Origin of the sequence: Mycoplasma sp. 125, assembly GCF_051549845.1 — a bacterium.
GTDB lineage: Bacteria > Bacillota_I > Bacilli_A > Mycoplasmatales > Metamycoplasmataceae > Metamycoplasma.
On record NZ_CP196079.1, the window covers coordinates 101334 to 127070 of the forward strand.

Annotated in this window: 25 protein-coding genes and 2 rRNA genes; 22 read left to right on the forward strand and 5 right to left on the reverse strand. The window is 30.3% G+C overall.

Annotated elements, in window-relative coordinates:
• From alaS to ACSH4Z_RS00470, 11 genes are all read left to right on the forward strand, one after another.
• A complete protein-coding gene (gene alaS, locus ACSH4Z_RS00420) occupies window positions 1-2664 on the forward strand; it encodes an alanine--tRNA ligase (RefSeq protein WP_438340663.1) in 2664 nt (887 codons plus the stop codon).
• Entirely contained in the window at window positions 2657-3082 is a 426-nt protein-coding gene (ruvX, locus tag ACSH4Z_RS00425) for a Holliday junction resolvase RuvX (RefSeq protein ID WP_438340664.1), read from the forward strand. The genes alaS and ruvX overlap by 8 nt, the downstream gene beginning before the upstream one ends.
• A 4-nt stretch (window positions 3083-3086) precedes the next feature.
• Window positions 3087-3434, forward strand: a complete 348-nt coding sequence (locus tag ACSH4Z_RS00430) for a hypothetical protein (RefSeq protein ID WP_438340665.1) — start codon at window positions 3087-3089, stop codon at window positions 3432-3434.
• Window positions 3422-4156 (forward strand): BC85_0335 family putative methyltransferase, encoded by a 735-nt coding sequence (locus ACSH4Z_RS00435; protein ID WP_438340666.1) that lies wholly within the window; start codon window positions 3422-3424, stop codon window positions 4154-4156. Before ACSH4Z_RS00430 ends, ACSH4Z_RS00435 begins: the two co-directional genes overlap by 13 nt.
• A gap of 7 nt (window positions 4157-4163) precedes the next feature.
• Entirely contained in the window at window positions 4164-4634 is a 471-nt protein-coding gene (gene greA / locus ACSH4Z_RS00440; RefSeq protein ID WP_438340667.1) for a transcription elongation factor GreA, read from the forward strand.
• Window positions 4635-5025: 391 nt separating this feature from the next.
• Window positions 5026-6546 (forward strand): 16S ribosomal RNA (locus tag ACSH4Z_RS00445).
• Window positions 6547-6725: 179 nt separating this feature from the next.
• Window positions 6726-9628 (forward strand): 23S ribosomal RNA (locus ACSH4Z_RS00450).
• The 16S and 23S rRNA genes sit together here, the layout of an rRNA operon.
• A gap of 244 nt (window positions 9629-9872) precedes the next feature.
• Complete coding sequence (locus tag ACSH4Z_RS00455; RefSeq protein ID WP_438340668.1) at window positions 9873-10037, forward strand: hypothetical protein; 165 nt, start codon at window positions 9873-9875, stop codon at window positions 10035-10037.
• 17 nt (window positions 10038-10054) lie between these two features.
• Window positions 10055-10402: a hypothetical protein gene (locus ACSH4Z_RS00460; RefSeq protein ID WP_438340669.1), complete on the forward strand. Its 348-nt coding sequence runs from the start codon at window positions 10055-10057 to the stop codon at window positions 10400-10402.
• Window positions 10396-10536: a hypothetical protein gene (locus ACSH4Z_RS00465; protein ID WP_438340670.1), complete on the forward strand. Its 141-nt coding sequence runs from the start codon at window positions 10396-10398 to the stop codon at window positions 10534-10536. The genes ACSH4Z_RS00460 and ACSH4Z_RS00465 overlap by 7 nt, the downstream gene beginning before the upstream one ends.
• An 18-nt stretch (window positions 10537-10554) precedes the next feature.
• The gene (locus ACSH4Z_RS00470; RefSeq protein WP_438340909.1) at window positions 10555-11298 is read left to right on the forward strand and encodes a transposase; all 744 of its coding nucleotides are present in this window, start codon (window positions 10555-10557) and stop codon (window positions 11296-11298) included.
• On the opposite strand, the gene ACSH4Z_RS00475 is transcribed toward ACSH4Z_RS00470, so the two are convergent.
• The 3 genes from ACSH4Z_RS00475 to ACSH4Z_RS00485 all read right to left on the reverse strand — a co-directional run bounded on the left by ACSH4Z_RS00475 (window position 11266) and on the right by ACSH4Z_RS00485 (window position 14187).
• The gene (locus tag ACSH4Z_RS00475) at window positions 11266-12351 is read right to left on the reverse strand and encodes a M42 family metallopeptidase (RefSeq protein ID WP_438340671.1); all 1086 of its coding nucleotides are present in this window, start codon (window positions 12349-12351) and stop codon (window positions 11266-11268) included. The two genes, ACSH4Z_RS00470 and ACSH4Z_RS00475, sit on opposite strands and share 33 nt — an antisense overlap.
• Before the next feature lie 151 nt (window positions 12352-12502).
• Complete coding sequence (locus ACSH4Z_RS00480) at window positions 12503-13384, reverse strand: hypothetical protein (protein ID WP_438340672.1); 882 nt, start codon at window positions 13382-13384, stop codon at window positions 12503-12505.
• Window positions 13348-14187 (reverse strand): hypothetical protein, encoded by an 840-nt coding sequence (locus ACSH4Z_RS00485; RefSeq protein WP_438340673.1) that lies wholly within the window; start codon window positions 14185-14187, stop codon window positions 13348-13350. The genes ACSH4Z_RS00480 and ACSH4Z_RS00485 overlap by 37 nt, the downstream gene beginning before the upstream one ends.
• A 974-nt stretch (window positions 14188-15161) precedes the next feature.
• Here ACSH4Z_RS00485 and ACSH4Z_RS00490 point away from each other — a divergent pair.
• The 5 genes from ACSH4Z_RS00490 (at window position 15162) to ACSH4Z_RS00510 (ending at window position 19359) form a co-directional block, all read left to right on the forward strand.
• Window positions 15162-16157 carry a hypothetical protein gene (locus ACSH4Z_RS00490; RefSeq protein WP_438340674.1) on the forward strand — a complete coding sequence of 332 codons (996 nt, stop codon included), beginning with the start codon at window positions 15162-15164 and terminating at the stop codon, window positions 16155-16157.
• 200 nt (window positions 16158-16357) lie between these two features.
• Window positions 16358-17110 (forward strand): hypothetical protein, encoded by a 753-nt coding sequence (locus ACSH4Z_RS00495; protein WP_438340675.1) that lies wholly within the window; start codon window positions 16358-16360, stop codon window positions 17108-17110.
• A gap of 377 nt (window positions 17111-17487) precedes the next feature.
• Window positions 17488-17670, forward strand: coding sequence for a hypothetical protein (locus ACSH4Z_RS00500; protein ID WP_438340676.1), 183 nt, complete (start codon window positions 17488-17490; stop codon window positions 17668-17670).
• A gap of 279 nt (window positions 17671-17949) precedes the next feature.
• Window positions 17950-18243 carry a hypothetical protein gene (locus tag ACSH4Z_RS00505; RefSeq protein WP_438340677.1) on the forward strand — a complete coding sequence of 98 codons (294 nt, stop codon included), beginning with the start codon at window positions 17950-17952 and terminating at the stop codon, window positions 18241-18243.
• Between the two features lie 303 nt (window positions 18244-18546).
• Window positions 18547-19359, forward strand: coding sequence for a hypothetical protein (locus ACSH4Z_RS00510; RefSeq protein WP_438340678.1), 813 nt, complete (start codon window positions 18547-18549; stop codon window positions 19357-19359).
• 26 nt (window positions 19360-19385) lie between these two features.
• Here ACSH4Z_RS00510 and ACSH4Z_RS00515 read toward each other — a convergent pair whose 3' ends face one another.
• A complete protein-coding gene (locus ACSH4Z_RS00515; protein WP_438340679.1) occupies window positions 19386-19814 on the reverse strand; it encodes a bis(5'-nucleosyl)-tetraphosphatase in 429 nt (142 codons plus the stop codon).
• Window positions 19801-20328 (reverse strand): hypothetical protein, encoded by a 528-nt coding sequence (locus ACSH4Z_RS00520; RefSeq protein ID WP_438340680.1) that lies wholly within the window; start codon window positions 20326-20328, stop codon window positions 19801-19803. The genes ACSH4Z_RS00515 and ACSH4Z_RS00520 overlap by 14 nt, the downstream gene beginning before the upstream one ends.
• 268 nt (window positions 20329-20596) lie before the next feature.
• On the opposite strand from ACSH4Z_RS00520, the gene dnaX reads away from it, so the two are divergent.
• From dnaX to rsmI, 6 genes are read left to right on the forward strand one after another with little or no spacing between them, the layout of a single operon-like run.
• Window positions 20597-22567 carry a DNA polymerase III subunit gamma/tau gene (gene dnaX / locus ACSH4Z_RS00525; protein ID WP_438340681.1) on the forward strand — a complete coding sequence of 657 codons (1971 nt, stop codon included), beginning with the start codon at window positions 20597-20599 and terminating at the stop codon, window positions 22565-22567.
• A gap of 29 nt (window positions 22568-22596) precedes the next feature.
• Complete coding sequence (locus ACSH4Z_RS00530) at window positions 22597-22890, forward strand: YbaB/EbfC family nucleoid-associated protein (protein ID WP_438340682.1); 294 nt, start codon at window positions 22597-22599, stop codon at window positions 22888-22890.
• Window positions 22890-23480: a toprim domain-containing protein gene (locus ACSH4Z_RS00535; protein WP_438340683.1), complete on the forward strand. Its 591-nt coding sequence runs from the start codon at window positions 22890-22892 to the stop codon at window positions 23478-23480. The genes ACSH4Z_RS00530 and ACSH4Z_RS00535 overlap by 1 nt, the downstream gene beginning before the upstream one ends.
• Window positions 23481-23488: 8 nt before the next feature.
• A complete protein-coding gene (gene tmk / locus ACSH4Z_RS00540) occupies window positions 23489-24130 on the forward strand; it encodes a dTMP kinase (RefSeq protein WP_438340684.1) in 642 nt (213 codons plus the stop codon).
• Window positions 24130-25008 carry a hypothetical protein gene (locus ACSH4Z_RS00545; RefSeq protein WP_438340685.1) on the forward strand — a complete coding sequence of 293 codons (879 nt, stop codon included), beginning with the start codon at window positions 24130-24132 and terminating at the stop codon, window positions 25006-25008. The genes tmk and ACSH4Z_RS00545 overlap by 1 nt, the downstream gene beginning before the upstream one ends.
• The gene (gene rsmI / locus ACSH4Z_RS00550; RefSeq protein ID WP_438340686.1) at window positions 24998-25705 is read left to right on the forward strand and encodes a 16S rRNA (cytidine(1402)-2'-O)-methyltransferase; all 708 of its coding nucleotides are present in this window, start codon (window positions 24998-25000) and stop codon (window positions 25703-25705) included. The genes ACSH4Z_RS00545 and rsmI overlap by 11 nt, the downstream gene beginning before the upstream one ends.
• Window positions 25706-25737 lie beyond the last annotated feature (32 nt).

Below are 25737 nucleotides of genomic sequence, written 5' to 3' on the forward strand. Positions count from 1 at the left end.
ATGCTTTCATCAAAACAAATTAGACAAATGTGACTTGATTTTTTTGCTTCAAAACAACATCTTGTTGTAGAATCTAAATCTTTAATACCTCAAAATGACCCTTCATTATTATGAATTAATTCGGGTGTGGCAACATTAAAAGATTATTTTAGCGGTAAAAAAGTTCCGCCCGCAAAGAGAATAACAAATTCGCAAAAATCAATTCGTACTAATGATATTGAAAATGTTGGTATAACCGCAAGACATCACACCTTTTTTGAAATGCTAGGAAATTTTTCTATTGGTGATTATTTTAAAAAAGAAGCTATTGCATTTGGATATGAGTTTATTTTTAATGTATTGAAACTCGAAAAAGAAAAAATATATATAACATACTATGAAGAAGATTTGGATACATATAATATATGAATTGAATTAGGCATAAACAAGGACCATCTTATAAGTGGAACAAGAGATACTAATTTTTGAGATGTTGGTCAAGGACCTTGTGGCCCTGATACTGAAATTTTTTATGACCGGGGTGAAAAATATGATAAGCGCGGCATTGAATTGTTAAAAGAAGATATTGAGAATGACAGATATATTGAAATATGAAATATTGTATTTTCGCAATTCAATAATGATGGCGAAAATAACTACTCTGAATTAGCTACTAAAAATATTGATACTGGTGCAGGGTTAGAAAGAATAACCTCTATTATTCAGGATGCGCCTACTAATTTTGATACTGACCTATTTTTGCCTATTATTAGAAAAGTAGAAGAATGAACAAAATATCACTACGATATAAATAACTATTTTACAAAAGAGCCAGAACAGTTAAAAATTAATACCTGATTTAAGATTATTGCGGATCATATTAGAGCAAGTGTGAATGCTATTAATGATGGCGTTAGCCCTTCAAATGTTGGTAGAGGATACATTATTAGACGTTTAATAAGAAGAGCTTACCGGGCTGGTTTATCATTAGGAATACAACAAAAAACTTTTTTATATAAATTAGTTCAAGTTGTTAAGGACTCATTGATATATGAAATCGATGTTAAAACTGTTTCAAGAGTAATTTCTGATGAGGAAAATTTATTTGCTAAAACCATTAAAGACGGCGAAAAACTTCTTGAACACGAACTAAATAAAAAAGGTTTTATTGATGCTAAAATTGCCTTTAAAATGTTTGATACCTATGGCTTCCCTATTGAATTAACGGCTGAAATATTAAAAGAAAAGAATATCGAAATTAATTTGCAAGAATTTTATGATTTCCAAAAGGAACATCAAGAACGTTCAAAAGGCAGCTTAAAGGCTGCGATGCAAAAGGTTATTAATTCGCTTTCACTGGTTGACAGAAAAATTTCTGAATTTATTGGTTATGAATTTCTTGAGTCTAGATCAAAAATTATCTATTTGCTAAATGAAGAGCAGGAAATTGATAAGGTAGATAGCGATGATGATTTTTCATATGTTATTCTTGACAATACTCCTTTTTATGCAACTAGTGGTGGACAAAATCATGACTTTGGCTATATGATGCAAGGAAATAATAAAATTGAAATAATTGATGTATTTAAAGATAAATACCAAAATCATGTTCATTATGTTAAAGGAAAAATTGATAAAAATTTACCTATTGAATGTTATGTTGACAAAGAAAAAAGAATTAATTATGCTAGAAATCATAGTTCAACACATATTATGTTCCATGCTTTAAGAAGAACTTACACAAATGATATTATTGAACAACTTGGTTCAAACATTCATCCTGAATATTTTACATTTGACTTCGGATTAGATCATCGGCCAACTAAGGATGAACTTAAAAAAATTGAGCATATTATGCATGAATATATCGCAATGCAGGCTAAGAGAAATTATATTATTACTTCAGTCAAAAAAGCACAAGAAATAGGGGCATATATGACAATTGATGAATCTGAATATTATGATGCTAATAATGTCAGAGTTGTTGAATTTGAAAATATTACTAAGGATTTATGCGGTGGGACACACGTTGAAAATTCTGGCATAATCGAGAACTTTAAAATTGTTTCTGTTGATTCAAAGGGAACTGGAATTTATCGTTTGAAGGTTATTACCTCTGAAGAGTATGTTAATAAACATTTACATAATGAAATTTTAGAAAAGCAAAAATTATTGTCTTCCTTGGTAAAGAATAATAGAGCATTAGAATCTAATTATAATTTATCTTATTTGGTAGATATTCCTAGCCTTTCATCGCAGAAAGAAAAAATGTTGGATTATTATGATGAAGTCGAAAGTAAATTAAGAGAAGATTATAAGAAATTATTAAAAGAAAAGAATAATGAATCAGTAAATTTAAATGCTTATAATCCTGAAATAATTGGCAATAATGTTAAGTTATTCATAATTAATGAAAATGATGCAAGCTTACTAAGAAAAATTGCTGTGCAAATTCGTGAAGCAAATGCTGATGCATTGATAATTGGTCTTTCTAGAATTAAAGATGATAATTATTTTTTAATTGTTGCTTCAAAACAATATGACTCAACAAAGATTTTTAAAAGGATAATTTCTAACTTTAATGGTAAAGGTGGCGGTAATCAAATAGTATCGCAAGGATCAATTAATTCAACTAAACAGATTAAAATAATTATGGATGAAATTAAGGAATTAATAAATGCGTAAACTAGCTATGGATTTAGGCTCAAAAACATGCGGTTTTGCTATCAGTGATATTAATAATATAATTGCTTCTGGATTAGAAACACTCTATTTTGAGGAATGACATTTTATCGACGTTATTAGGAGAGTGAAATATTGACTATATGAAAGTCAATATAAGAATGAAATTGATACAATTATCTTAGGTTATCCAACAAGAATGGATTTTTCAAGAAGTCCAAGAACAATCATGGTGGAAAAATTTAAGCAAAGACTTCAAGACAATGTTGAAATAAATGTTATTTTACAAGACGAGAGAGAAAGTACAATATTTGCTGAAAATATTTTATATAATGCCGGATATAACGGCAAAAAAAGAAAAAATAAAAAAGATTCATTAGCTGCCCAAATCATACTAGAGGATTATTTAAAAAAAGGTTAGATTTATGGAAGAAATCAATAAAAACAACAATAAAAACATACGACAAAAATTATTTATCTTCTCACAAGAAAGAGAAATCATTTTGGAAAACAATGTTAAAATGTGAGTTTTGTTTTCGATTGAAGAAAATGGTGAAAAATACATATTTTTAACTAATAAAAAAGGTATTTTTCTATTTAGACAAACAAAATCTCATATTTTAGAAGAGGTAGAAGATGAAGGAATTGTTTCAATCTTAAGTGATTTATTAGAAGAGTTTGCTAATGAATTTGAATTAGTAGATGAAAATGGCGAATCTATTGAACACATTTTGTTTGAAGCTGAGACGGTAGATAATTTATGCGCAAATTAATATATATATCATCTATTTCTAACGGGACAAGCAAGATACCTCCCAACGTAAGAACGGGATTAATTATTTCTATTGCTATAGCTTTATTAATTGCCATTATCGCTCTTGTTCTTAGCCTTTATTATAAGAAGAAGGCTATTAAAAAATATTTATCCCCTAATGAAGAACGCGAAAAAGAAAAACTTATTAAAATTAATCCTAATTATGGTGTAGTTCTAAGCGGTATTAAGAAGTTTTATAATAATGATTTAAGTGATTTTTTTGTATGTTTTGTTGTTAATACCATTTATTTAAATGATTACCATAATATTTATATAGAAGATGATGATAATTATCTTGCTTTATCAGTATCAAATTTAGCTAATAAGAAAGTATTTTTTAATGGAACAATAGATTTAGGTATTAATGAAAAAATTTTATATGAATTTCCAGATCTAAAATTTGAAAATATCCAAAGTGTTGCTAAGCTTCCAAATGACAATGAATTAATAATAATTTTAAATAATAAGGATCAATTATTGGAGTCAATCATAAGTTCTAAAATAAACTTTTTAAACCCAAAAGGAATAATGATTATTGAAAATAATAAAAACATTAATTTAGATTTGTTAAAGAAGATATCAGCAAATCTTGGTTTGCGTTATGAAACTTTAAAATTCAAAAATAAAAGTGTTATACTTTTAGCTAAAAATAACATAAAAGACATTGTTGAAAGAGGATAAAAAGAAGATGGAAGATAAAAAAATATATTTAACAAAGGAGAGCCTTGAACAATATGAAAAAAGATTAGCATATTTGCAAGAAGAAGCTAGACCGTTAGTCATTGAAGAAATCAAGGAAGCTAGAAATCAAGGTGATTTATCAGAAAATGCTGAATATGATTCGGCCCGTGATAAGCAAGCCGCCATTGAAAACGAAATTCTAGAAATTCAACATATTTTAGAAAATGCCCATATTATTGTTGAAGACACAACCGGTTCTCATATTGTTAAAATTGGTTCAACAGTTAAGGCTTTAAATTTAAAAAATAATGCTGTTTTAACTATTATTATTGTTGGCGCACTAGATGCAGATCCATTTAGTGGGAAAATATCTAATTCTTCTCCGTTAGCCAAAGCAATTCTTAATCATAAGGTCGGCGATATTGTAGAGGTTGAGGCCGCTCCTAAATATAAGGTAAAAATTGAATCAATAATGTAGCTAAATATCCAGATTGTAGATAATTTAAAATATATATTGTAGGATATAATAATAAATTATAGAACTTCCGTATTTTTTAAAAATATAAGGAGGTTTTTTATTTTAAATCTTGAACTTTTTTCAATATTTGCTTTTAGCAAAAATATATAAAAAAATTTTGTTAAATTTATTTTATTTTTTTAACTTAATCATGTATAATGATATGGTACTTATTTTAAAAACGTTCTTATTTAATGTAAAAAATTAAAAAATTTTCATAATAAAAAGTTTAAAATAATGTATACTTATAAAAGTGCACTTTTTTGTGCCTAATATGTAGTTCTTTGAAAACTGGATACGAATACCATAACGTCAATTTTAATTTTTTAAAAATATAATAAAACCAAAATCAAATTTTAAGAGTTTGATCCTGGCTCAGGATGAACGCTGGCTGTGTGCCTAATACATGCATGTCGAGCGAAGGTAGCAATACCTTAGCGGCAAATGGGTGAGTAACACGTGCTTAATCTACCCTTTAGATTGGAATACCCAATGGAAACATTGGCTAATGCCGGATACGCATGGAATCGCATGATTCCGTTGTGAAAGGGGCCTTAAAGCCCCGCTAGAGGATGAGGGTGCGGAACATTAGTTAGTTGGTAGGGTAATGGCCTACCAAGACTATGATGTTTAGCCGGGTCGAGAGACTGAACGGCCACATTGGGACTGAGATACGGCCCAAACTCCTACGGGAGGCAGCAGTAGGGAATATTCCACAATGAGCGAAAGCTTGATGGAGCGACACAGCGTGCACGATGAAGGTCTTCGGATTGTAAAGTGCTGTTATAGGGAAAGAATACTTGGTTGAGGAAATGCTTCCAAGCTGACGGTACCCTGTCAGAAAGCGATGGCTAACTATGTGCCAGCAGCCGCGGTAATACATAGGTCGCAAGCGTTATCCGGAATTATTGGGCGTAAAGCGTTCGTAGGCTGTTTATTAAGTCTGGAGTTAAATCCCAGGGCTCAACCCTGGCTCGCTTTGGATACTGATAAACTAGAGTTAGATAGAGGTAAGCGGAATTCCATGTGAAGCGGTGAAATGCGTAGATATATGGAAGAACACCAAAGGCGAAGGCAGCTTACTGGGTCTACACTGACGCTGAGGGACGAAAGCGTGGGGAGCAAACAGGATTAGATACCCTGGTAGTCCACGCCGTAAACGATGATCATTAGTCGGTGGATAGTTCACTGACGCAGCTAACGCAGTAAATGATCCGCCTGAGTAGTATGCTCGCAAGAGTGAAACTTAAAGGAATTGACGGGGACCCGCACAAGCGGTGGAGCATGTGGTTTAATTTGAAGATACACGGAGAACCTTACCCACTCTTGACATCCTTCGCAATGCTATAGAGATATAGCGGAGGTTAACGGAGTGACAGATGGTGCATGGTTGTCGTCAGCTCGTGTCGTGAGATGTTTGGTCAAGTCCTGCAACGAGCGCAACCCCTATCTTTAGTTACTAACGAGTCATGTCGAGGACTCTAGAGATACTGCCTGGGTAACTGGGAGGAAGGTGGGGATGACGTCAAATCATCATGCCTCTTACGAGTGGGGCAACACACGTGCTACAATGGTCGGTACAAAGAGAAGCAATATGGCGACATGGAGCAAATCTCAAAAAGCCGATCTCAGTTCGGATTGGAGTCTGCAATTCGACTCCATGAAGTCGGAATCGCTAGTAATCGCAGATCAGCTATGCTGCGGTGAATACGTTCTCGGGTCTTGTACACACCGCCCGTCACACCATGGGAGCTGGTAATACCCAAAGTCGGTTAGCTAACCTCGGAGGCGACCGCCTAAGGTAGGACTGGTGACTGGGGTGAAGTCGTAACAAGGTATCCCTACGAGAACGTGGGGATGGATCACCTCCTTTCATACGGAGTACACACTGTTATGGAAAAAAAATTGTATCCAGTTTTGAGAGATCTATCTCTCATTTTGTTCTTTGAAAACTGAATATCGACATTGAAAATTAAATTTATTAATATTTCAAAGTTTAGATCAACCTATAGAATATATCATACAATAGACAAACAATAGGTCTTATACTACTATTAAACAAGATAAGAGTTTTTGGTGGATGCCTTGGGTCTGGAAGTCGATGAAGGACGTGATTACCTGCGATAAGCCTCGGTTAGCTGGAAATGAGCTGTGATCCGGGATTTCCGAATGGGGAAACCTAATTAAGTTAATACTTAATTATCATATTGATGAATTCATAGTCAAATGAAGAGACACGCTGTGAATTGAAACATCTCAGTAGCAGCAGGAAGAGAAAATAAAGAATGATTCCCTAAGTAGTGGCGAGCGAAAGGGGAAAAGCCCAAACCAACATTCGTTGTTGGGGTTGTAGGACTACATTATAGAGTTACAAAATATGCACATAGCAGAATAAGTTGGAATGCTTGAACATAGAGGCTGAAATTCCCGTAAGCGAAATGTGCGTATCTCTTTGTAGTATCCTGAGTAGGGCGGGGCACGTGAAACCCTGTCTGAATCTGCCGGGACCACCCGGTAAGGCTAAATACTAACCAGACACCGATAGTGAACTAGTACCGTGAGGGAAAGGTGAAAAGAACCCCGGGAGGGGAGTGAAATAGATTCTGAAACCAATTACTTACAGTTAGTCAGAGCCCGTTAATGGGTGATGGCGTACATCTTGCAGAATGGACCGGCGAGTTATGTCAACATGCGAGGTTAAGTGGATTAAAGCGAAGCCGTAGAGAAATCGAGTCTTAATAGGGCGCTTAGTATGTTGATATAGACCCGAAACCAGGTGATCTACCCATGAGCAGGTTGAAACTTAGGTAACACTAAGTGGAGGACCGAACCGTAGTACGCTAAAAAGTGCCCGGATGACTTGTGGGTAGGGGTGAAATTCCAATCGAACTTGGAGATAGCTGGTTCTCTCCGAAATAGCTTTAGGGCTAGCGTGTAGTGTTAAGTGATGGGGGTAGAGCACTGAATATGGAATGGCGGCGCCTAGCTGTACTGACTATAATCAAACTCCGAATACTATCATGAATTGCTATGCAGTCGGTACATCGGTGATAACGTCGATGCACGCGAGGGGAACAACCCAGATCGTCAGCTAAGGTCCCAAAATTGTGTTAAGTGAGAAAGGTTGTGGAGTTTCTTAAACAGCTAGGATGTTGGCTTAGAAGCAGCCATCGTTTAAAGAGTGCGTAATAGCTCACTAGTCGAGAGACTCTGTGCCGATAATTCAACGGGACTAAAACACAATACCGAAGCTACGGGCATGAAAATGCGTTAGGAGAGCGTTGTAAGGGCATTGAAGCCAGACTGTGAAGACTGGTGGAGCGCTTACAAGTGAGAATGCCGGTATGAGTAACGATTCAGAGTGAGAATCTCTGACGCCTATTGGGGAAGGTTTCCTGGGCAAGGTTCGTCCACCCAGGGTTAGTCGGGTCCTAAGACGAGGCCGAAAGGCGTAGCCGATGGACAACAGGTTAATATTCCTGTACTTTCTATAAATGTGATGGAGTGACGGGGAGGATAGTACTACCACTTATTGGATTGTGGGGTAAATAGTAACTGGGTTATGTAGGCAAATCCGCATAATAAATTTTTAACCGGGAGCTATGATGCATAGTGAAAGGGCAACTAAGTAGCGAATTGGATGATTTCATACCTCTTAAAAAAGCTTCTAACATATAGTTTATGGAAACCCGTACCGAGAACGGACACACGTCCCCAAGATGAGTATTCTAAGGCGAGCGAGAAAACCAATGTCAAGGAACTCTGCAAATTCATCCCGTAAGTTCGCAAGAAGGGATGCCCACCATAACAAGTGGGCCGCAGTGAATAGTAAGGGGGAACTGTTTATCAAAAACACAGCTCTATGCTAAATCGTAAGATGATGTATATGGGGTGACTCCTGCCCAGTGCCCGAAGGTTAAGCAAAGGTGTTAGCATTAGCGAAGCATTGATGTGAAGCCCGGGTGAACGGCGGCCGTAACTATAACGGTCCTAAGGTAGCGAAATTCCTTGTCGGCTAAATACTGACCTGCACGAAAGGAGTAATTATCTCTTAACTGTCTCGACATTGGACTCGGTGAAATTATGGTTCCGGCGAAGACGCCGGAGACCCGCATCTAGACGAAAAGACCCCGTGGAGCTTTACTATAACTTCATATTGGAGTTTGATTTAACTTGTGTAGGATAGGTGGGAGACTGTGATGCTTGGACGCTAGTTCAAGTGGAGTCGTCGTTGAAATACCACCCTTGTTACGTTGAACTTCTAACTTGTTACCATGATCTGGTAAAAGGACAGTGTGTGGTGGGTAGTTTGACTGGGGCGGTCGCCTCCTAAAGGGTAACGGAGGCGTTCAAAGTTACACTCAATACGGTCAGAAACCGTATCAAAGAGCATAAAGGTAGAAGTGTGATTGACTGTGAGACCTACAAGTCGAGCAGGTGCGAAAGCAGGACTTAGTGATCCGGCGGTTCTTCGTGGAAAGGCCGTCGCTCAACGGATAAAAGCTACCCCGGGGATAACAGGCTTATCTTTCCCAAGAGATCACATCGACGGGAAGGTTTGGCACCTCGATGTCGGCTCATCGCATCCTGGAGCTGGAGTCGGTTCCAAGGGTTGGGCTGTTCGCCCATTAAAGCGGTACGCGAGCTGGGTTCAAAACGTCGTGAGACAGTTTGGTTCCTATCTGATGTGGGCGTTGGAATATTGATGAGAGCTACTCTTAGTACGAGAGGACCGGAGTGGACGCACCGATGGTGTGCCAGTTGTTTCGCCAGAAGCATAGCTGGGTAGCCAAGTGCGGCAGGGATAACCGCTGAAAGCATCTAAGCGGGAAGCCCCCTCAGAGATGAGTATTCCCTATTAAATTCCTTATAGACTATGAGGTTGATAGGCTGGAGGTGTAAGTATAGCAATATATTCAGCTGACCAGTACTAATAAATTGATTGGTTTAATAGTGATTCTATAGAAGTTATCTAAAATAAAAAAAGTCGATATTCAGTTTTCAGGGAACAAAAAGCCAGTCTTGGCTTTTTTTATTATACTTTTACCCTAAACTTGAAGTAATTTTGTAAATTATTTTATAAAACTCAAGCAAAAAACAAAAAAGAATTAAATTTGAAAAAATCAGCATTTTTTTACATTTCTAGCTCGAAAAGTATTTTTATTTAGTTATAAATAAACTAAATAAAATGAGGTAAAAATGATAATAAAAGACCAAAGAGTAAAGATTCCTAAAAAGGTTCAAATTATAAGAAAAGATGATAATAAATATGTATATTATGTCGCAGGAACAAAATATAAAAAAGATAAAAAATATAATATTGATAAGAGAGTAAATATTGTCAAAATAGATCCAAAAAAATAACAATTTATTAATACTGAATGATAAGTATTTTAATTTTTCCAGACGCAAAAATAACAATCATAGAAGATGATAAAAAAATATCATTTGTTGTTTCTATCGGGCAATATTTGGTAATAACTAGAATTTTTAAAGATTTATATATAGATGAACAATTAAAAAATATTTTTAACACAAAAAGCGAATTAATAAAGGCATTGGCATTTTATTATATTGATGAAGAATATATGGTTTCGCAATTATTTGAAAAGTGGGCATATAAAAATTTTTCTGGTTTATTTTCAATTCCTTCAAACTCAACGATATCAATGCTTTTGCATAAAGATATAACAACAGAAAAAATACTTGAATTTAATTATAGATGATAAAACAATTAAGAACATATTTAGAATATTTGGATGGCGTATATTTATCTGTTGATTCAATGAACTTTAATATAAGTTCAAAAAACATGAAACATGCTGAATATGGAAAGCCAAAGATTGATGAAAGACTGCCATAAATAAACTTATCGTATTGTTTAGATCCAAAGACTGGGTTACCAATTTTTTATGATTTATATCCCAAATCAGTTTTTGATGTAAGTTACTACAAAAAAATGATTGATAAAGTTTTAAATTTGCGTTATAAATCAGAAACTTTAGTATTGGATCGCGGTTATTTTTCAAAAGACAATATTGAAAATATTGCTTCTGAGAACATTGACTTTATAATTATGGCAGAAACTTATAACAAAAGATTAAGTAGTTTATTAAATAAAAACAAAGATAAAATATATAAAAATGCTGAAAATTTAATTTTTGAACATAAAGTTTTTGCTTGAAAAACATACGAGCAAGCTTTTACAAATTCAACAAACAAATATTTCGTTTATATGTTTTATAATGAACAAAAAGCATCATTAGAAGTTGAAAAATATAATACGGTTTTAAATATATTATCAAAACAACTTGAAAATATTGAATACTTAAATGAAGATATTTATAGAACATATGGAAATTATTTTGATTTTAAAGTGGATGAAGAAAGTAAAATAATTTCTTATGAAATAAATAAGAAAAATTATCAAGACGTGCTTGATAATTCTGGTTATTTTTGTCTAATAAATTTAGATTTGTGTGATTGCTATTCTCAAATCTCTTACTCAAAAAGTAAGCAGGAGATAAATTTGCGCAAAATTTACTATATTACTAGTTTAAACACGATTTTATTTATGTGCTTTTGATATTTCTTACTTGTATTTGATATCCTCTCATTTTTCTAAATTAAAGTCTTGAAGAAAATTAATTAATAAATCTCCGGCAGCAATTAAGTCTGAAATTGCACAAACACCTATAGGGCTATGTAAATATCTTTGTGGTAAAGAAATGGTTAGAGTCGCTGCACCACCATGAGCAAATTGAAGTTCATGAGCATCTGTTCCTCCTCCCATTGCAACAAATTTATATGTAGGTATGTTATATTTTTTTGATATGTTTTGAAATTCTTTAACTAATTTTGGGTCCATCATTGTACCACGATCCTTTATTCTTAGAGCAGCACCCTTGTATAATAAAGTATTTCCTGGGATTGTGTTAGGAGTGTCATGTGATGCACATGTATCAAGAGCAATTGCTATGTTTGGTTTAATTAATGAAACACTAGTTCTAGCCCCTCTTGTTCCTACCTCTTCTTGCACTGTGCCAACTAAGTAGAGATCAACATCAAGATCTTTATCGTTGATGGCATTAGCAACGTATTCTAGAACAGTTATACCAGCTCTATTATCCATTGCTTTTCCACCCAATAAATTAGGATCATTAAATAGTATAGTTTCACCTGACATGTATACTAAGTCACCTACGCCAACTCCTTGTTCTTTGGCATCTTCATCTGATTTAAAACCAAAATCAGCATAAATTTCATTATTAGAAATTGCTTTTGAAATTTCATTTTCTTGCATAATGTGTATGCTTGTGTGGCCAAAAACGCCATTAAAGGTTTTGCCTTCCTCTGTTACTAATTTTGCTTTTGTCCCAATTACTGTCGATGGTCAAATACCTCCAACAGGAGATAAATAAAGTTGCCCCTTTTTATCTATGTTTCTAACTAGAAACCCTACTTCATCCATATGTGCAGCAATCATAACTTTTGGCGCATTAGGATTTTTTGATTTCTTTCTAAATATAACTGATCCAAGGTTATCTCTACTAATCTCAAATTTTTTATTTCCTAGTGATTTTTTCAACTCATTAACCACAGGCTCTTCATAACGCGACATAGCCTCAATTTCCATGTATTTAATTAATCTTTGTTTGAATAACTCATTTTTATCCATAAATTTATAAACCTCTTTAAATATAAAAATAATATATAAATTTTATCAAAATAACTAGTTTTAATAATCGATATGTGACTCTTCGATTTCGTATAGTTTATCTTTATGTTTTGATAAAAAAACACTAGCAAGCGTTGCTAGTGTTAAATTATTAACTTTTGAATTGGATATAGCTTTGTTGTTTTGAATGGTTTGTAAATGTAATTTTGAAACGATTGTCCTTTTCATTGTTGTTAAATTTATAAGCCACATAAACGACTAGTTTATCTTTGTTATTTCTTTTCTCAATTTTGCCTAAAAACTCAACAGTGCTATTACCGCTTTCACTTCTTCAATCAATTATTCCACCCTTTTTTAGAAAAATATTTCTAATTTTGATATTAAATATCGTTGCATATAGGGCTTGATTCACTTTTTCTTTGGTTAAACCATTTTTATTTTTATTATTGAGTGCATTAATAATATCTTGTTCAGTATACATTTTTTTATAATTTGTAGTTTCATCTATTTGTAAAAGAAAAACTGGTTTAGTTGCTTCAACTTTAAGCTGATATGCTTCATTTATCTGGTTTACAAAATTTTGCATTTTTTCCACATAACCATTAGTTTTAGTGTAAAAATTATGGTCCGGTTCTTTCAACCATTCACTAAATTCATTTCTTTTTCTTAGAGTTTTAAATGCATCATCGCAGTATTTAACTAATGCTTCTTTATTGTAATTAATTTTTTCTAAGTCTTTAGATGATATTTTTTTATTTTTGCTAACATTAAAACTATTTCCAAAATCTTCAAAAGGTTTATACATGTTTTCTAGCATTATTTCGGTTTCGACATATTTTTTTACTGTACTAATATATTTCAACACTTGACCAACGGTTGTGCTATCATTTATTAATTTTTCAAAATAGTTTTGAATTTCAGTAGTTGTTGCAGATACTTTTTTTCCAAAAATTTTATTATCATATACAGGATTTATTTTTTGTGTTTCAGTACTAATTAGATTTCTAAATTCTTCTTTAATTTCATCAACCAATTTTTTTTGTTAGGTGATTTTAGATTAGATAGCGGAACCAAATTATCATTCATATCATAAATTATATTTGATTCGCCTTTTACAGATTTAATAAGTTTAGTTGCTAATGCAGCAGGACTACTCAATCCTTCTTCATCATCAGAAATTCAAGGTTCATTATGCTCTGGTTCGTTTGGAGAGACTTCATCAGCGCCTTCATCTCACTCTCAAGGGCTATTATGATTTGGTTCATGGTTTTCTCATGGTTCATTTGATTCAGGTTCATTTGAAGAGAATATATCTAACTCATTTTCGATATAGTCATCTTCTAGTGGAAAATCAAAAGCATGTTGTGTTCCGTCATCTTTGGATTTATCATAGTATTTATATCATTGTTTGTAGTATAAATTATCAATTGTTTTTTTGATTAATTCATTAGTTGGGTCACTAAAATCAATTTCAAATTTTGGTCCTTTAAAACCATTCAAAATATTTGAGCTAGTGTCTTGATCCTTTGGAAGATCAGGGATCAGATCTTTTGGTAATAAATTTCCAATCAATAAATTTTTAATATGTTTATTTTTATGTCTAATATCATTTAGAGTATCCTTTGGTAGAATACTTTTAATAGTTTCATAAACTGATTGTAAATCATTTTTTTGTTCTTTAACTTTAGGTTTTTTCTTAGGAGTATCAGATATTTTATCAGGGCTAGGTTTTGGGTTTGGTATATTATGTGTTTTTGTATTTACACATGAAAATGCAACCGCTGCGGTTGCTATTGTTGGTAAAAGACCTAAGAAAAATCAACTTATTTTTCGCATATTTTCTCCTTAGTATTAGGTTTTATTAATAAAAATATTATATTACATTATCACTATTTTCCTAGGTAAATAGGGTTAATAGTAACTAAAAAAGCAATTAGCAATAATATAAAGCTTTTTTGCTTACATTAAATTGATAACAATGCACGGTTGTTGCAAAAAGCATAAACTTAATTAGCATAGGTTTTTTTAGTTTAAATTATTTAATTTTTAAATTACTTCCAAAAATAAAAGATGGATCATTGATTATGTTTACTTTTGTGTTTTTTGTATTTGTGCTCAGTTTAAATACCTTGAAAAACAACTAAATATATTTTTGTCTATTTAGCAATCCTAGCTTGCTTAATTGTCTCAAAATATCTCTTTGAGCTAAAATAATGTACAAAACTATACTAATTTTTGTTTTGTTATTCTAGCGAATTAATTATTAACTAAACTTATTCAAATCTCGCTAAATTAGATGAACTAATGAAACAAATAAGAAATTATTTATAGACTAAAAATTAATAATTTAGCAAGTTTTAGAAATTCATATAGGAAAAAATGAAAAAAGAATCTAAAGGTAATGTTAAACTTTGCTATAGTGTCTTAAATAAACATTTCTTGTGGATGGTCTTTAAGTAAATCGCGAAGACCGATAAACATGATAGAAATTAATCAATTAAGAAAATGATTATTTTAAAAACCTTAATGACGAAGAAAGAATTAAATTATAAAAAAATATTATGTTATCAATTGTGTCTTAATATTATGGTTTTTAAATATCTATCTTTATTTTTTCTTCTTAATTTTAATTGAAATTGAAGTAATAGGTTTAGATATAGTTTATTCTCAAACCAGTTTAAATTATCTTTTTTAACCAAAAACAAAAAAAAAAAAAAAATAAATTATAATTATGACTTGCGCCAATTCTTCTAGACATAATTAAAAAATGTTTGGGAATAGCCTGAATTCATAAAATTTTAAGGAGAAAAATGAAAAAAAGCAAATTACTTTTTCTAGGATTTTTACCTGTTTTGGCAACACCAGTTATAGCTCTATCATGTGCAAATCCTGCTAAACCGGAAAAACCAGAAAAACCAGCTGAACCAAAGAAACCAGAAAACCCAGAACCAAAGAAACCAGAAACTCCAAGTAAGGATAAAAATCAACAGTTTGGCGATAATATTAAAATTGTTTATGAAGATTTAAAGAAACATCATTCAAAAGAAGTTCTTACAGACTTAATAAAACAAAATAAACCAATTAAAGATCTATTAATTAAGAATGCAATTAAACTAGACTCAGTTGATTCAATTAACACTAACAATAATCTTATAAATAATATAAAAAATGAAGCACCAAAAATTGAAATTGATTTTAGTGACCCAACTAATGAAGAAATTAAGAATGTAATTGATAATTTTTATTACAAGAATTTATATAAAGAATACGACAGAACTAAGGATGATGGCAAACACGGATTTGATTTTCTTGATGATGGTTATACAGATTTAGGTGTTATTTCAATGCAAAATAATGAACCAGACTATAACGAACCTTGAGATGAAGATGATGAACCAGGTGAATTAAGTTTTACAAATGCTGAAAATATGAATATTAAAACAAAAAGCGAAAAAAGTTTTGATAAAAAAACTTATGACCCTAAAAAAGATGATGGAAAGAATCAAAATTTTGACTTTTCTATTGATGATAATAATAAGGATTTAATTGTTTCCAAATCAGAAGGGAGACCATGACAAGAATTGCCTGATCATAATGTTCCCTGGATTTCTGATGATGAGGAAGGCAAAGATAATTCTAAACAAGATTCAAAATCACAAATGAAGTCGCCAGAGTTAAAGGAAACAGAAGCCAAAAAACAACCTATGGTTTTTACAGATTTTGCAGAGCTTGCCGATTTATTCTTAAAAGGAATAGAAGGTAAGGGTCCAAACTTTATATTTGAACCAAGATCGATAAAAAACTAAAATAAAATATTGAAATTTATAATCAATCTAATAAAGCACGAGGAGTTATTTTAGGTTTAACTTCTTGTGCTTTTGTGATATTTAGGATGATTTGCTAACCTATTTTTTGCCTTATTAGACACAAATTTTGCCAAAACAAAAAAAAAAAAAAAAATACTATAAAATATGCTTTATAAACTTGATTAAATATAAGGAGCAAAATGAAAAAAAGTAAATTACTTTTTCTAGGATTTTTACCTGTTTTGGCAACACCAGTTATAGCTCTATCATGTGCAAATCCTGCTAAACCGGAAAAACCAGAAAAACCAGCTGAACCAAAGAAACCAGAAAACCCAGAAACAAAGAAGCCAGAAACTCCAAATAAAGAAAAAAATCAACAGTTTGGCGATAATATTAAAATTGTTTATGAAGATTTAAAAAAACATCATTCAAAAAAGGTCCTTACAGATTTGATAAAACAAAATAAACCAATTAAGGATCTATTAATTAAAAATGCAATTAAACTAGACTCAGTTGATTCAATCAATACTAACAATAATCTTATAAATAATATAAAAAACGAAGCACCAAAAATTGAAATTGATTTTAGTGACCCAACTAATGAAGAAATTAAGAATGTAATTGATAATTTTTATTACAAGAATTTATATAAACATTATGATAGATCAAAAGAAGGCAAACAAGGGTTTGATTTTCCTCTCGATGAAGGTGGAACCTTTGATTTTGATGTGTATCCGTTAGATCTGCCAGAGGAAAATATTCCATGAGAATTTTATGAACCGGACCATAATCAACCATGGGATGAAGATGATGAACCATCTAAGCCAAAAGTTTTACAAACAACACAAGATGCAAGTAAATTGGCCGATTTTTTTGCAAATCTACTTAGCGGTAGTTTAGGAAGCTATGGTATCCAAAGTGATAAAGATGGCCTTACATTTCAAATAAATTAAATTTTATAATAATTAATTTTTTATTCTAAACCAGATATAAGTCTGGTTTTTTATTATCAAAAGGGATAAAAATTAATATTAAAATGCGAATAAAACTTATTAAGCATTGTTAAAAAATGCCGTTTTTAAGCTAAAATATCTTGTTGAAGTTAAGAACAAAAAATGCGATGCATATTTAAAAACCTAGATATTTTGTGAATAAAAATTGAAAATTATATACAAAAAGCCCCATTGTTCAAATAGAACAAGAGGAGAATAATAAAAAAAGAAAATTACTTTTCAAAACTTTAACCAACATTAATAGTAGTAATTTGCAGCCCTTACTTATAAAACAAACCAAACCACTAAAAATCTAGCATCTATAAATTCTAAAACTAGTGAACAAAAAAGATTTACAATCAGTTTATGAAACTATTAAAAATATTCTGCCAAAGGATACTCTAAATGATATTAGACATAAAAATAAACATATTAAAAATTTATTGATTGGAAATTTATTACCAAAAAATATAATCTTAGACACTCCACAAAAAAAGGTGTCGGATGAGAAAATGAACTAGATAATTTTATTTTTTAGTAAGTAAGGATACTTTGTAAGGAAAAACTATAAAAAATGCTTATAAACTGAATAAATTATGATTAAAAAATTCAGTAAGCGTTGAAAAAAGTAAATTTATATAAAAATTTGTGTCTAAATATAGGATACGATTTTTAGTTTCTTATTTATAAAGAATGTTAGAACTGTTTGCAAATATATGATAAGCAGCTTATTATAATCGTGAGCTCGTTCCAGTTTAGTATGATCAAAAAAAATTAAGGAATTTACTGATAGAATAGCAATGGAATGTAGTATTAACTTATTGAATAACTATGAGGCGTTACCTTCCTCAAATAGCCAAATTGATTTTCCTTGATTGGCAAATAATATTAATCCAAACAATATTCAAGAAAGCATTAATGCCGCAAATGAATTTATTAACTTTTTACTTGAATCAGAAAGAAAACGGCTAGTTTCTGAAGGAAAAATCGCAGAAGAAATAATTGAAATTCTTAATAATCAAAAGAATGAAGTTTTGCGTGAATTTATACTAAAATTAGAGGGTTTTGATTCCACAACAAAAAGAATAGATTAAATTAATTTGTTCAAAAAATGGCTGTTTTGCCATTTTTTATTCCTTAAGTTTAATGATTGAATAATTAATTAAATAAAACAAATTTATGTTAGTGATATTTTCGCAGTAAATATGTTTTTATTAGATCAATGACGTAAATTAGAATAATACTAGGTAGTAAAAAGTGCCTTCATAAATGCCTTGGCTTTGTCTAAAATTTTGGTCATAATTAGAGTATTAATCGCGAAATTTTGCCAAAACAAAAAAAAAAAAAAAATACTATAAAATATGCTTTATTAAACTTAATTAAATGTAAGGAGAAAAATGAAAAAAAGCAAATTACTTTTTCTAGGATTTTTACCTGTTTTGGCAACACCAGTTATAGCTCTATCATGTGCAAATCCTGCTAAACCAGAAAACCCAGAAAAACCAGCTGAACCAAAGAAACCAGAAAACCCAGAAACAAAGAAACCAGAAACTCCAAATGAAGATAAAAATCAACAGTTTGGCGATAATATTAAAATTGTTTATGAAGATTTAAAGAAACATCATTCAAAAGAAGTTCTTACAGACTTAATAAAACAAAATAAACCAATTAAAGATCTATTAATTAAGAATGCAATTAAACTAGACTCAGTTGATTTAATTAACACCAACAATAATCTTATAAATAATATAAAAAATGAAGCTCCAAAAATTGAAATCGATTACAACGATCCTTCTAATGATGAAATTAAAAGAATTATTGACACGTTTTTTAATAAATACTTGTATAACAAATACGATAAGATGAAAGAAGGAAAAGGACAAAGATTTGGATTTTCAATAGATAATTCACACAATAATAAGGATATAACTATCCATAATGATAATTTATACGATACTGAAGTGCCGAAAGATGAGCCTGAGTTAAATGTTCCGTGAGATGAGGATGATGAACCTAGTCAAATGCAAACTAAACCAAAAACAGAATCTAAACAAAAACAAGAACAAAAAAGTGAATCAACATCCTCTAAAAAAGAAACCATCATAAATGAAGATACAAAATGAGGTGATCTTTACAATTTATTTTCAGGCGGAATTCAAGGTCACGCACCTATCATTGATATATATGACATCCCCGGCGGAAAGAAATAATAAAAAATCTGGATTAAATCCAGATTTTATTTATTATATTTTCAACAATTGGTGATGTAGTAATTTACAGCTTTTTGGAGCACTTCCCGGTTTGAGTCATGAGTAATGCGATTCACCATAGCTTCTTCAATTCCAACTCACTCAACTATTTCTATTTCTCCCGGCTTATTTTTTATATCAAAATTTTTTGGTTTTGCCAAAAAAAATATAACATCTTTAGTTGTGTTTTTGAATGGAGAATATGTTGTTTTTTCTTTAAAGCCATCAATGATTTCAATATCAACATTTGTTTCTTCTTTAACTTCTCTTAGTGTTGTTTCGATCTCTGTCTCATTTTTTTCCATATGTCCCTTAGGAAATGTCCAATGGCCGGCTGTTTGTTGAACAAGCAAAACATATAATTTAGATTCAATATTATTTAACACTACTGCGCCGCATGATTTAACGTATTTCATTTAAGATGCCACCTCTTTTTTTAATTGTAATATTTATTCCCAATATTGTAATTATATTTAAAATTAGAAGAGAATCAAAAATTAACTTGATTATTTTTAAATTCATGAATAAATTAATATTCTTTTCCTTACTATGTAGATTTTTTTGTAAGTAAGCATTTATTATAGCCTGGTGAGTCCCATTGATTAGAAATATTAGCAGAAAAAAAATTAAAATAAAAGCAATTAAAGCAATAACTAGACCAAAAACGGTTTTTAATAATTTATTATGATTAAGATTTTTTCTTTCCTTAAATATTGGCATATAGCTAAGGCTAGTTAACAACATAATAATATTTGTTAGTGTAATTATAGCTAATATTCCAATTAATAAATTTTTATTGATGTCTTTTTTTAATAATGCTGAAGCAATTATTTGTATAACGGATGCCAATAGAGCTACTATTACTAATACAAAGAATGTGTAGAAATTGCGCTTGATTTGTGACTTGATTAGGTTATCAATTTTATTCATATTTATTATTATATATATTAAAATAAATACTTTTTACTATTAGTTAGAACTTAGTAAATGTTTTTTAATTTCAATAATAATAGTTTGTTTTATGTTAACATGATTTTTTTAAAAAAAGAAGTTTTGATAATTTTTGCTTATATAATTTAATACAATAATAGCATAGAATACCTTTGCTTTTTTGATAGACCTTTAACTAAAGGTTATTATGTTTTTTAAATTTAAAACATTGGTATAAAATATATTATTTATGTTTAGGGAGAGTTCTGTGATCACAAAAAAATATTTAGCTCTATATCGTCAATATCGTCCAAAGACATTTGAGGAAATTTGTGGACAACAACACATAGTAGAGACACTAAAAAATATTATTCATGAAAACAAAATTGGCCATGCCTATCTATTTTGTGGTCCGCATGGTAATGGTAAAACTTCGACAGCAAAGATTTTTGCAAATGCTATTAATTGTATCCACCGTAGCTCAGAAAGTCCATGTTTAGAATGCATTAAATCGATTGATAATAATATTGATATTATTGAAATCGATGCTGCTTCAAATACTGGAATTGAAGATATTCGAGAACTTAAAGAGAAAATCAAACATTTGCCTACAAATGGTAAATATAAAATTTATATTATTGATGAAGTCCATATGTTATCAAAAGCAGCTTTTAATGCTCTTCTAAAAACTCTCGAGGAACCGCCAAAACACGCTATATTTATTTTAGCAACTACTGATCCTCAGAAGATCCCGCTAACAATATTAAGTCGTGTTCAAAGGTTTAACTTTAAAAAGATTGATAAAAAAGTATTATTTAATCAGCTTGTTAATATCTTTAAGAGAGAAAATATAGTAGCAAAGGATGATGCCATTAAGTTAATTGTTGATTTGGGTAATGGCAGTTTTAGAGACACGTTAAGTATTGCTGATCAAGTTGCTATTTATTGTGCAAATGAAGAAATAACTAAAGAAGCAATAGAAAGGCTCTTTGGAATAGTAGATTTTCAAAATATCTGATACTTAATAAAATGTATATGTGCCAACGAGCATAAGCCTTTAATTGACAAGTTTAATTATTTGGTTGAAAATGGCGCTAGCATTGAAAAAATTGTTCTACAAATATTTAAGGCATTTAAAGACTATATAATTATGAAAAAAACTCATGACGAATCATTATTAGAGTTTGCTAATAAACAGCAACTTAGTGAACTTGATATTGATGATGAAGCTTTATTTAAATATATAGAATTAATTCAAAGCGCAATAAGAGATTCAAAAAATTCTGATATTCCCAAAGAACTTATTGATCTTTATTTATTAAAGATGTCTTCTTATAAGAAAAATAATTTAAATGATGGAATTATCAAAAAAAATATTGAAGATAATAATTTTTCATTTAATAATAAAGAAAAAGTTCATCAAGATAATTTGAATAATGATTTCCAACTGGTTGATGACGAAATTGCTAATAATGATAATCATAAACAATTTAATTCAATTTTTGATCTTAAAAGCATTTCTAATCAATTTGAATCTCCTAATGAAATTAGTACACAATCAATCAAAAAAGAGCTCAAAGATGTTGGAATTGAAGAAATAAATGTTGATCAATTGCTTGAAAAAACATCAGAAATTCTTATTGTAGAAACGGCCAAGGAATATGAGAATTCAGATTTATTAAATGATATTATTAGTGCTGAGTATAATGATCTTGCCCCTTCTAAGACTGTCGAAATCCTTAAGGCAGAGTTAGACCAAGATGAGGTTAATTCGCTTGTTTTTATTTACCAATACGTGCGAATGAAGATTTATAATTACGATTCTAAGGCTAAGACAGATATTGATACTATGTATTACAATATGATTGAAAGAAGAATTAAGAAGGAACTTGGATATTTGATTACTTTGTTGACAGATTTTAAAATATTTTATAGTATTGATGACCTCATTGTTTTAAAAAGTGAAGACATTGCAAGGGTTCATCAACTAAATTTAAAAAGAACTAGTCCTGATTTTATTGAGGCTGTTAATAGCATTTTTGGTAGATACACAAATGTTGTTGCAATAACGCGTAACCAGCTTGATAATGCTATAAAATATTGTAAAGAAAATTGAGCAAGCAAAAAAGGCGAAGAAATTAAAATTATTAATTTGCCAAATTTAGATAAGTATAAAAATAAACAAAATCCCAATGTAGAATTTGCTAAGAAATTATTTGGCGATATTGTGAAGACATAAGGAAATTAAAAAAAGTAAGGAGAATTATTATGAACATTAATGAAATGTTAAAGAATGCAAAGAGAATTCAAGGAGAAATGGAAAAGGATGAGCAAGCTGTTGCTCAACAAAAGTTTGTTGTTGAAAAGCAAGGAATCAAGGTTACAATGAGTGGCCAAAGAAAAATTACAGAGATTATTATAAATGAAGCATTAATAGATCCTGAGGATCCTGAATTAATACAGGATTTAGTTATGCTTGCAGTTAATGAGGCTCTTGAAAAAATTGAAGCTGCATATGATGAAATTGGGGCAAAGTATTCAAATAGCGGGTTACCATTTTAATGAATTTACAACTTAGAGATAAAATCGTTGAAGCTCTAAAAATGATACCTGGTATTTCAAAAAAGCAGGCAGGCAAAATTGTGACTTATTTTCTTGAGGTTAATCCAGAATACACAAGTACATTGTTTTTGGATATTATAGACTTACAAAAGCAAACCAAGAAGTGTACACAATGCTTAGCATATACTACTAAGGATATTTGTGATATTTGTTTAGATAAAAAAAGAGGTAAAAAACTTTTTGTAGTCCAAGATAACAATGATATTGAAAAAATTGAGCAGTTGGACATTGAAAAAGGCAAATATTTTGTTTTTAATGAATATATCAATACTAAACAAATTAGTAATGAAACAACTAAAAAAATCAACCATTTATTAAGTGTAGCATCAAAAAATGATGAAATTATTTTAGCTTTAAATACTGATATAAATGGCCAAATAACAATGAAATTTCTTGAGAAAAAGATACGAGATGAATTAAAAAATAAGGATCTGTATCAGCTATCTGTTGGTATTCCTTTTGGAATGTCAATCGATGCCGCCGATCCGATTTCATTAAAACAGTCAATATTAAACAAGAAAAAGGTGTAGGAGTATTTATGGGTCGAACAGGTAAATTTATTGCTTTTGAAGGCATGGACGGATCTGGAAAAACAACTATTATTCAAATGCTAAAGAATGATCTTATTAAGGATGGATTAATTGATAATTTTGTATTTACTAGAGAACCAGGATCTGCTTTTTCAAAAGAGGCTGAACACATTCGACAATTAATTCTTGATAATGAAAATTCATTTAGCTCGATGGTTGATGCTTTGCTTTTTGCGACAAGTAGACGCTTAAATCTTGAAAAAGGTATATGGCCTGCCTTGCAGGAAGAAAAACATGTAATTACAGATCGTTATACAACATCATCATATGTTTATCAAGGAGTTTTAGGTGATGCTGGCTTGGAAAAAGTAGAAATAATTAACCAAATAGCAACAAATAAAACTGAACCTGATTTAATAATATTTTTTGATCTTGAACCCTCTGTATCGGTTGAAAGAATTACTAAGATGCGTGAAGGAATGGATAGATTCGAGACTTCCGATGTATCATATTATTTTTCTTTGCGAGAGGCTTATAATAAGGTTATTGCAAAAAACCGCTCTAGATACCGTGTTATTGATGCAAATTGTTCTATTATTGATTTATATGAGAAAGTTTTAGAAATTCTTAAAAAAGAAAATATTTTATAATGATTGATTTTGTTTTTAAAAAAATAATTGATAACTCTCTCTTAGAGCAAAAATTAGGGCAAGTTTATTTATTTTCATCAAAAAATATTAAAAGTTTTGATGAATATTTTTTATATTTTATTAATAATGTTAATGGTGAATGTTTTGAAAAAATTAGCGACATTAAACTAGGCGATATTTACTTTTATGTGGATGGAAGAAAAAATACAATTGGCAAAGAAAATATTCTTGATGTTATGAATGAAACAACTGAAACATCGTTGTTATCTAAAAATAAGAAAAAAATACTAATAATTGACACTGTTGAAAATGGTACACAGCAATCACTTAATAGTCTCTTAAAGTTTTTAGAAAATCCACCCCAAAACACCATTGTTTTAATGTCTTGTAATTATATTTCTCGGGTTATAAGTACAATTAAATCACGTGCATTCATTATTGAATTAAATAATACCTTAAATACAAGAGATATTAATGAATTTAAGCCATTTAAGAATTTTTTTGTTCATACAAATAGTGAATATAATGAAGACATTATTCCTATTTTTACAGAATTAAGCAAGTCAATAGTTAATTCCAATAAAGAGCCACAAAAATTATTAGTTAAAATTATTAGTCATTTTAACTATGATAATAAGGAAGTAATCATAAATTTTATGATCATGGCATTTATGGATATATATAAAGTAAAAAAAGGATTTAATGATTTACTAATCTTGAATGATTATAAAATACAACCAACATCATTTGATTATGTTCCTATTTATAAAATATTATGTGTTCTTCAAGAAACTAAAGTAAATCTAAAAAATGCAGCAAACTTTAATCTACAAAAAGCTATTTTATTGTTGAAATTAGAGGAGTTCTATGGAGTTTAAAATTTATATCGTTGGAACCCCTATTGGAAACTTAAAAGATATAACCTTGCGCGCTATTAGAATTCTAAATGAAGTCGAAATTATCTTGTGCGAAGATATAAGAGTAAGTAAGAAGTTATTAAATAATTTTAAAATAACAGGCAAAAAATTGATTTCTTATCATAAGTTTAATGAGAAAGAATTGGCTCCCCGTGTTATTTCCTATATATTATCTGGGAAAAAAGTTGCTTTAATTTCTGATGCTGGTATGCCTTGCATTTCTGATCCTGGTTTTAATTTAATTAGTGAAGCGAATAAAAATGGAATTTTTGTTGATGTTATAGGGGGAGTTACTGCATTTACTCATGCATTCATAAAATCTAACTTTGGATCTACATTTAACTTTATTGGTTTTTTGAAAGATAAAAGTGGCGAGAGAATTAATCAGTTAAAAAAAATTAATGAGGGTGTTTATGTGGCGTATATATCGCCATATAAGCTAATAAGTACATTAAAAGATTTTGATGAAGTTTTTTCTAAAAAAGTTGATATTTACTTATGCAAAGAGTTAACCAAACTTTTTGAAAAAGATTATCGCGGGACTCCAAATGAAATTATTAAATTATTAGAAAATGAGTCAATTAAGGGCGAATATGTAATTGTCTTTAATATCAAAAAAGAAAAGCATATTAAGATTAATAAATATGCAAAAAAATAAAAACCGGAATTTTCCGGTTTTTAAAAAATTAT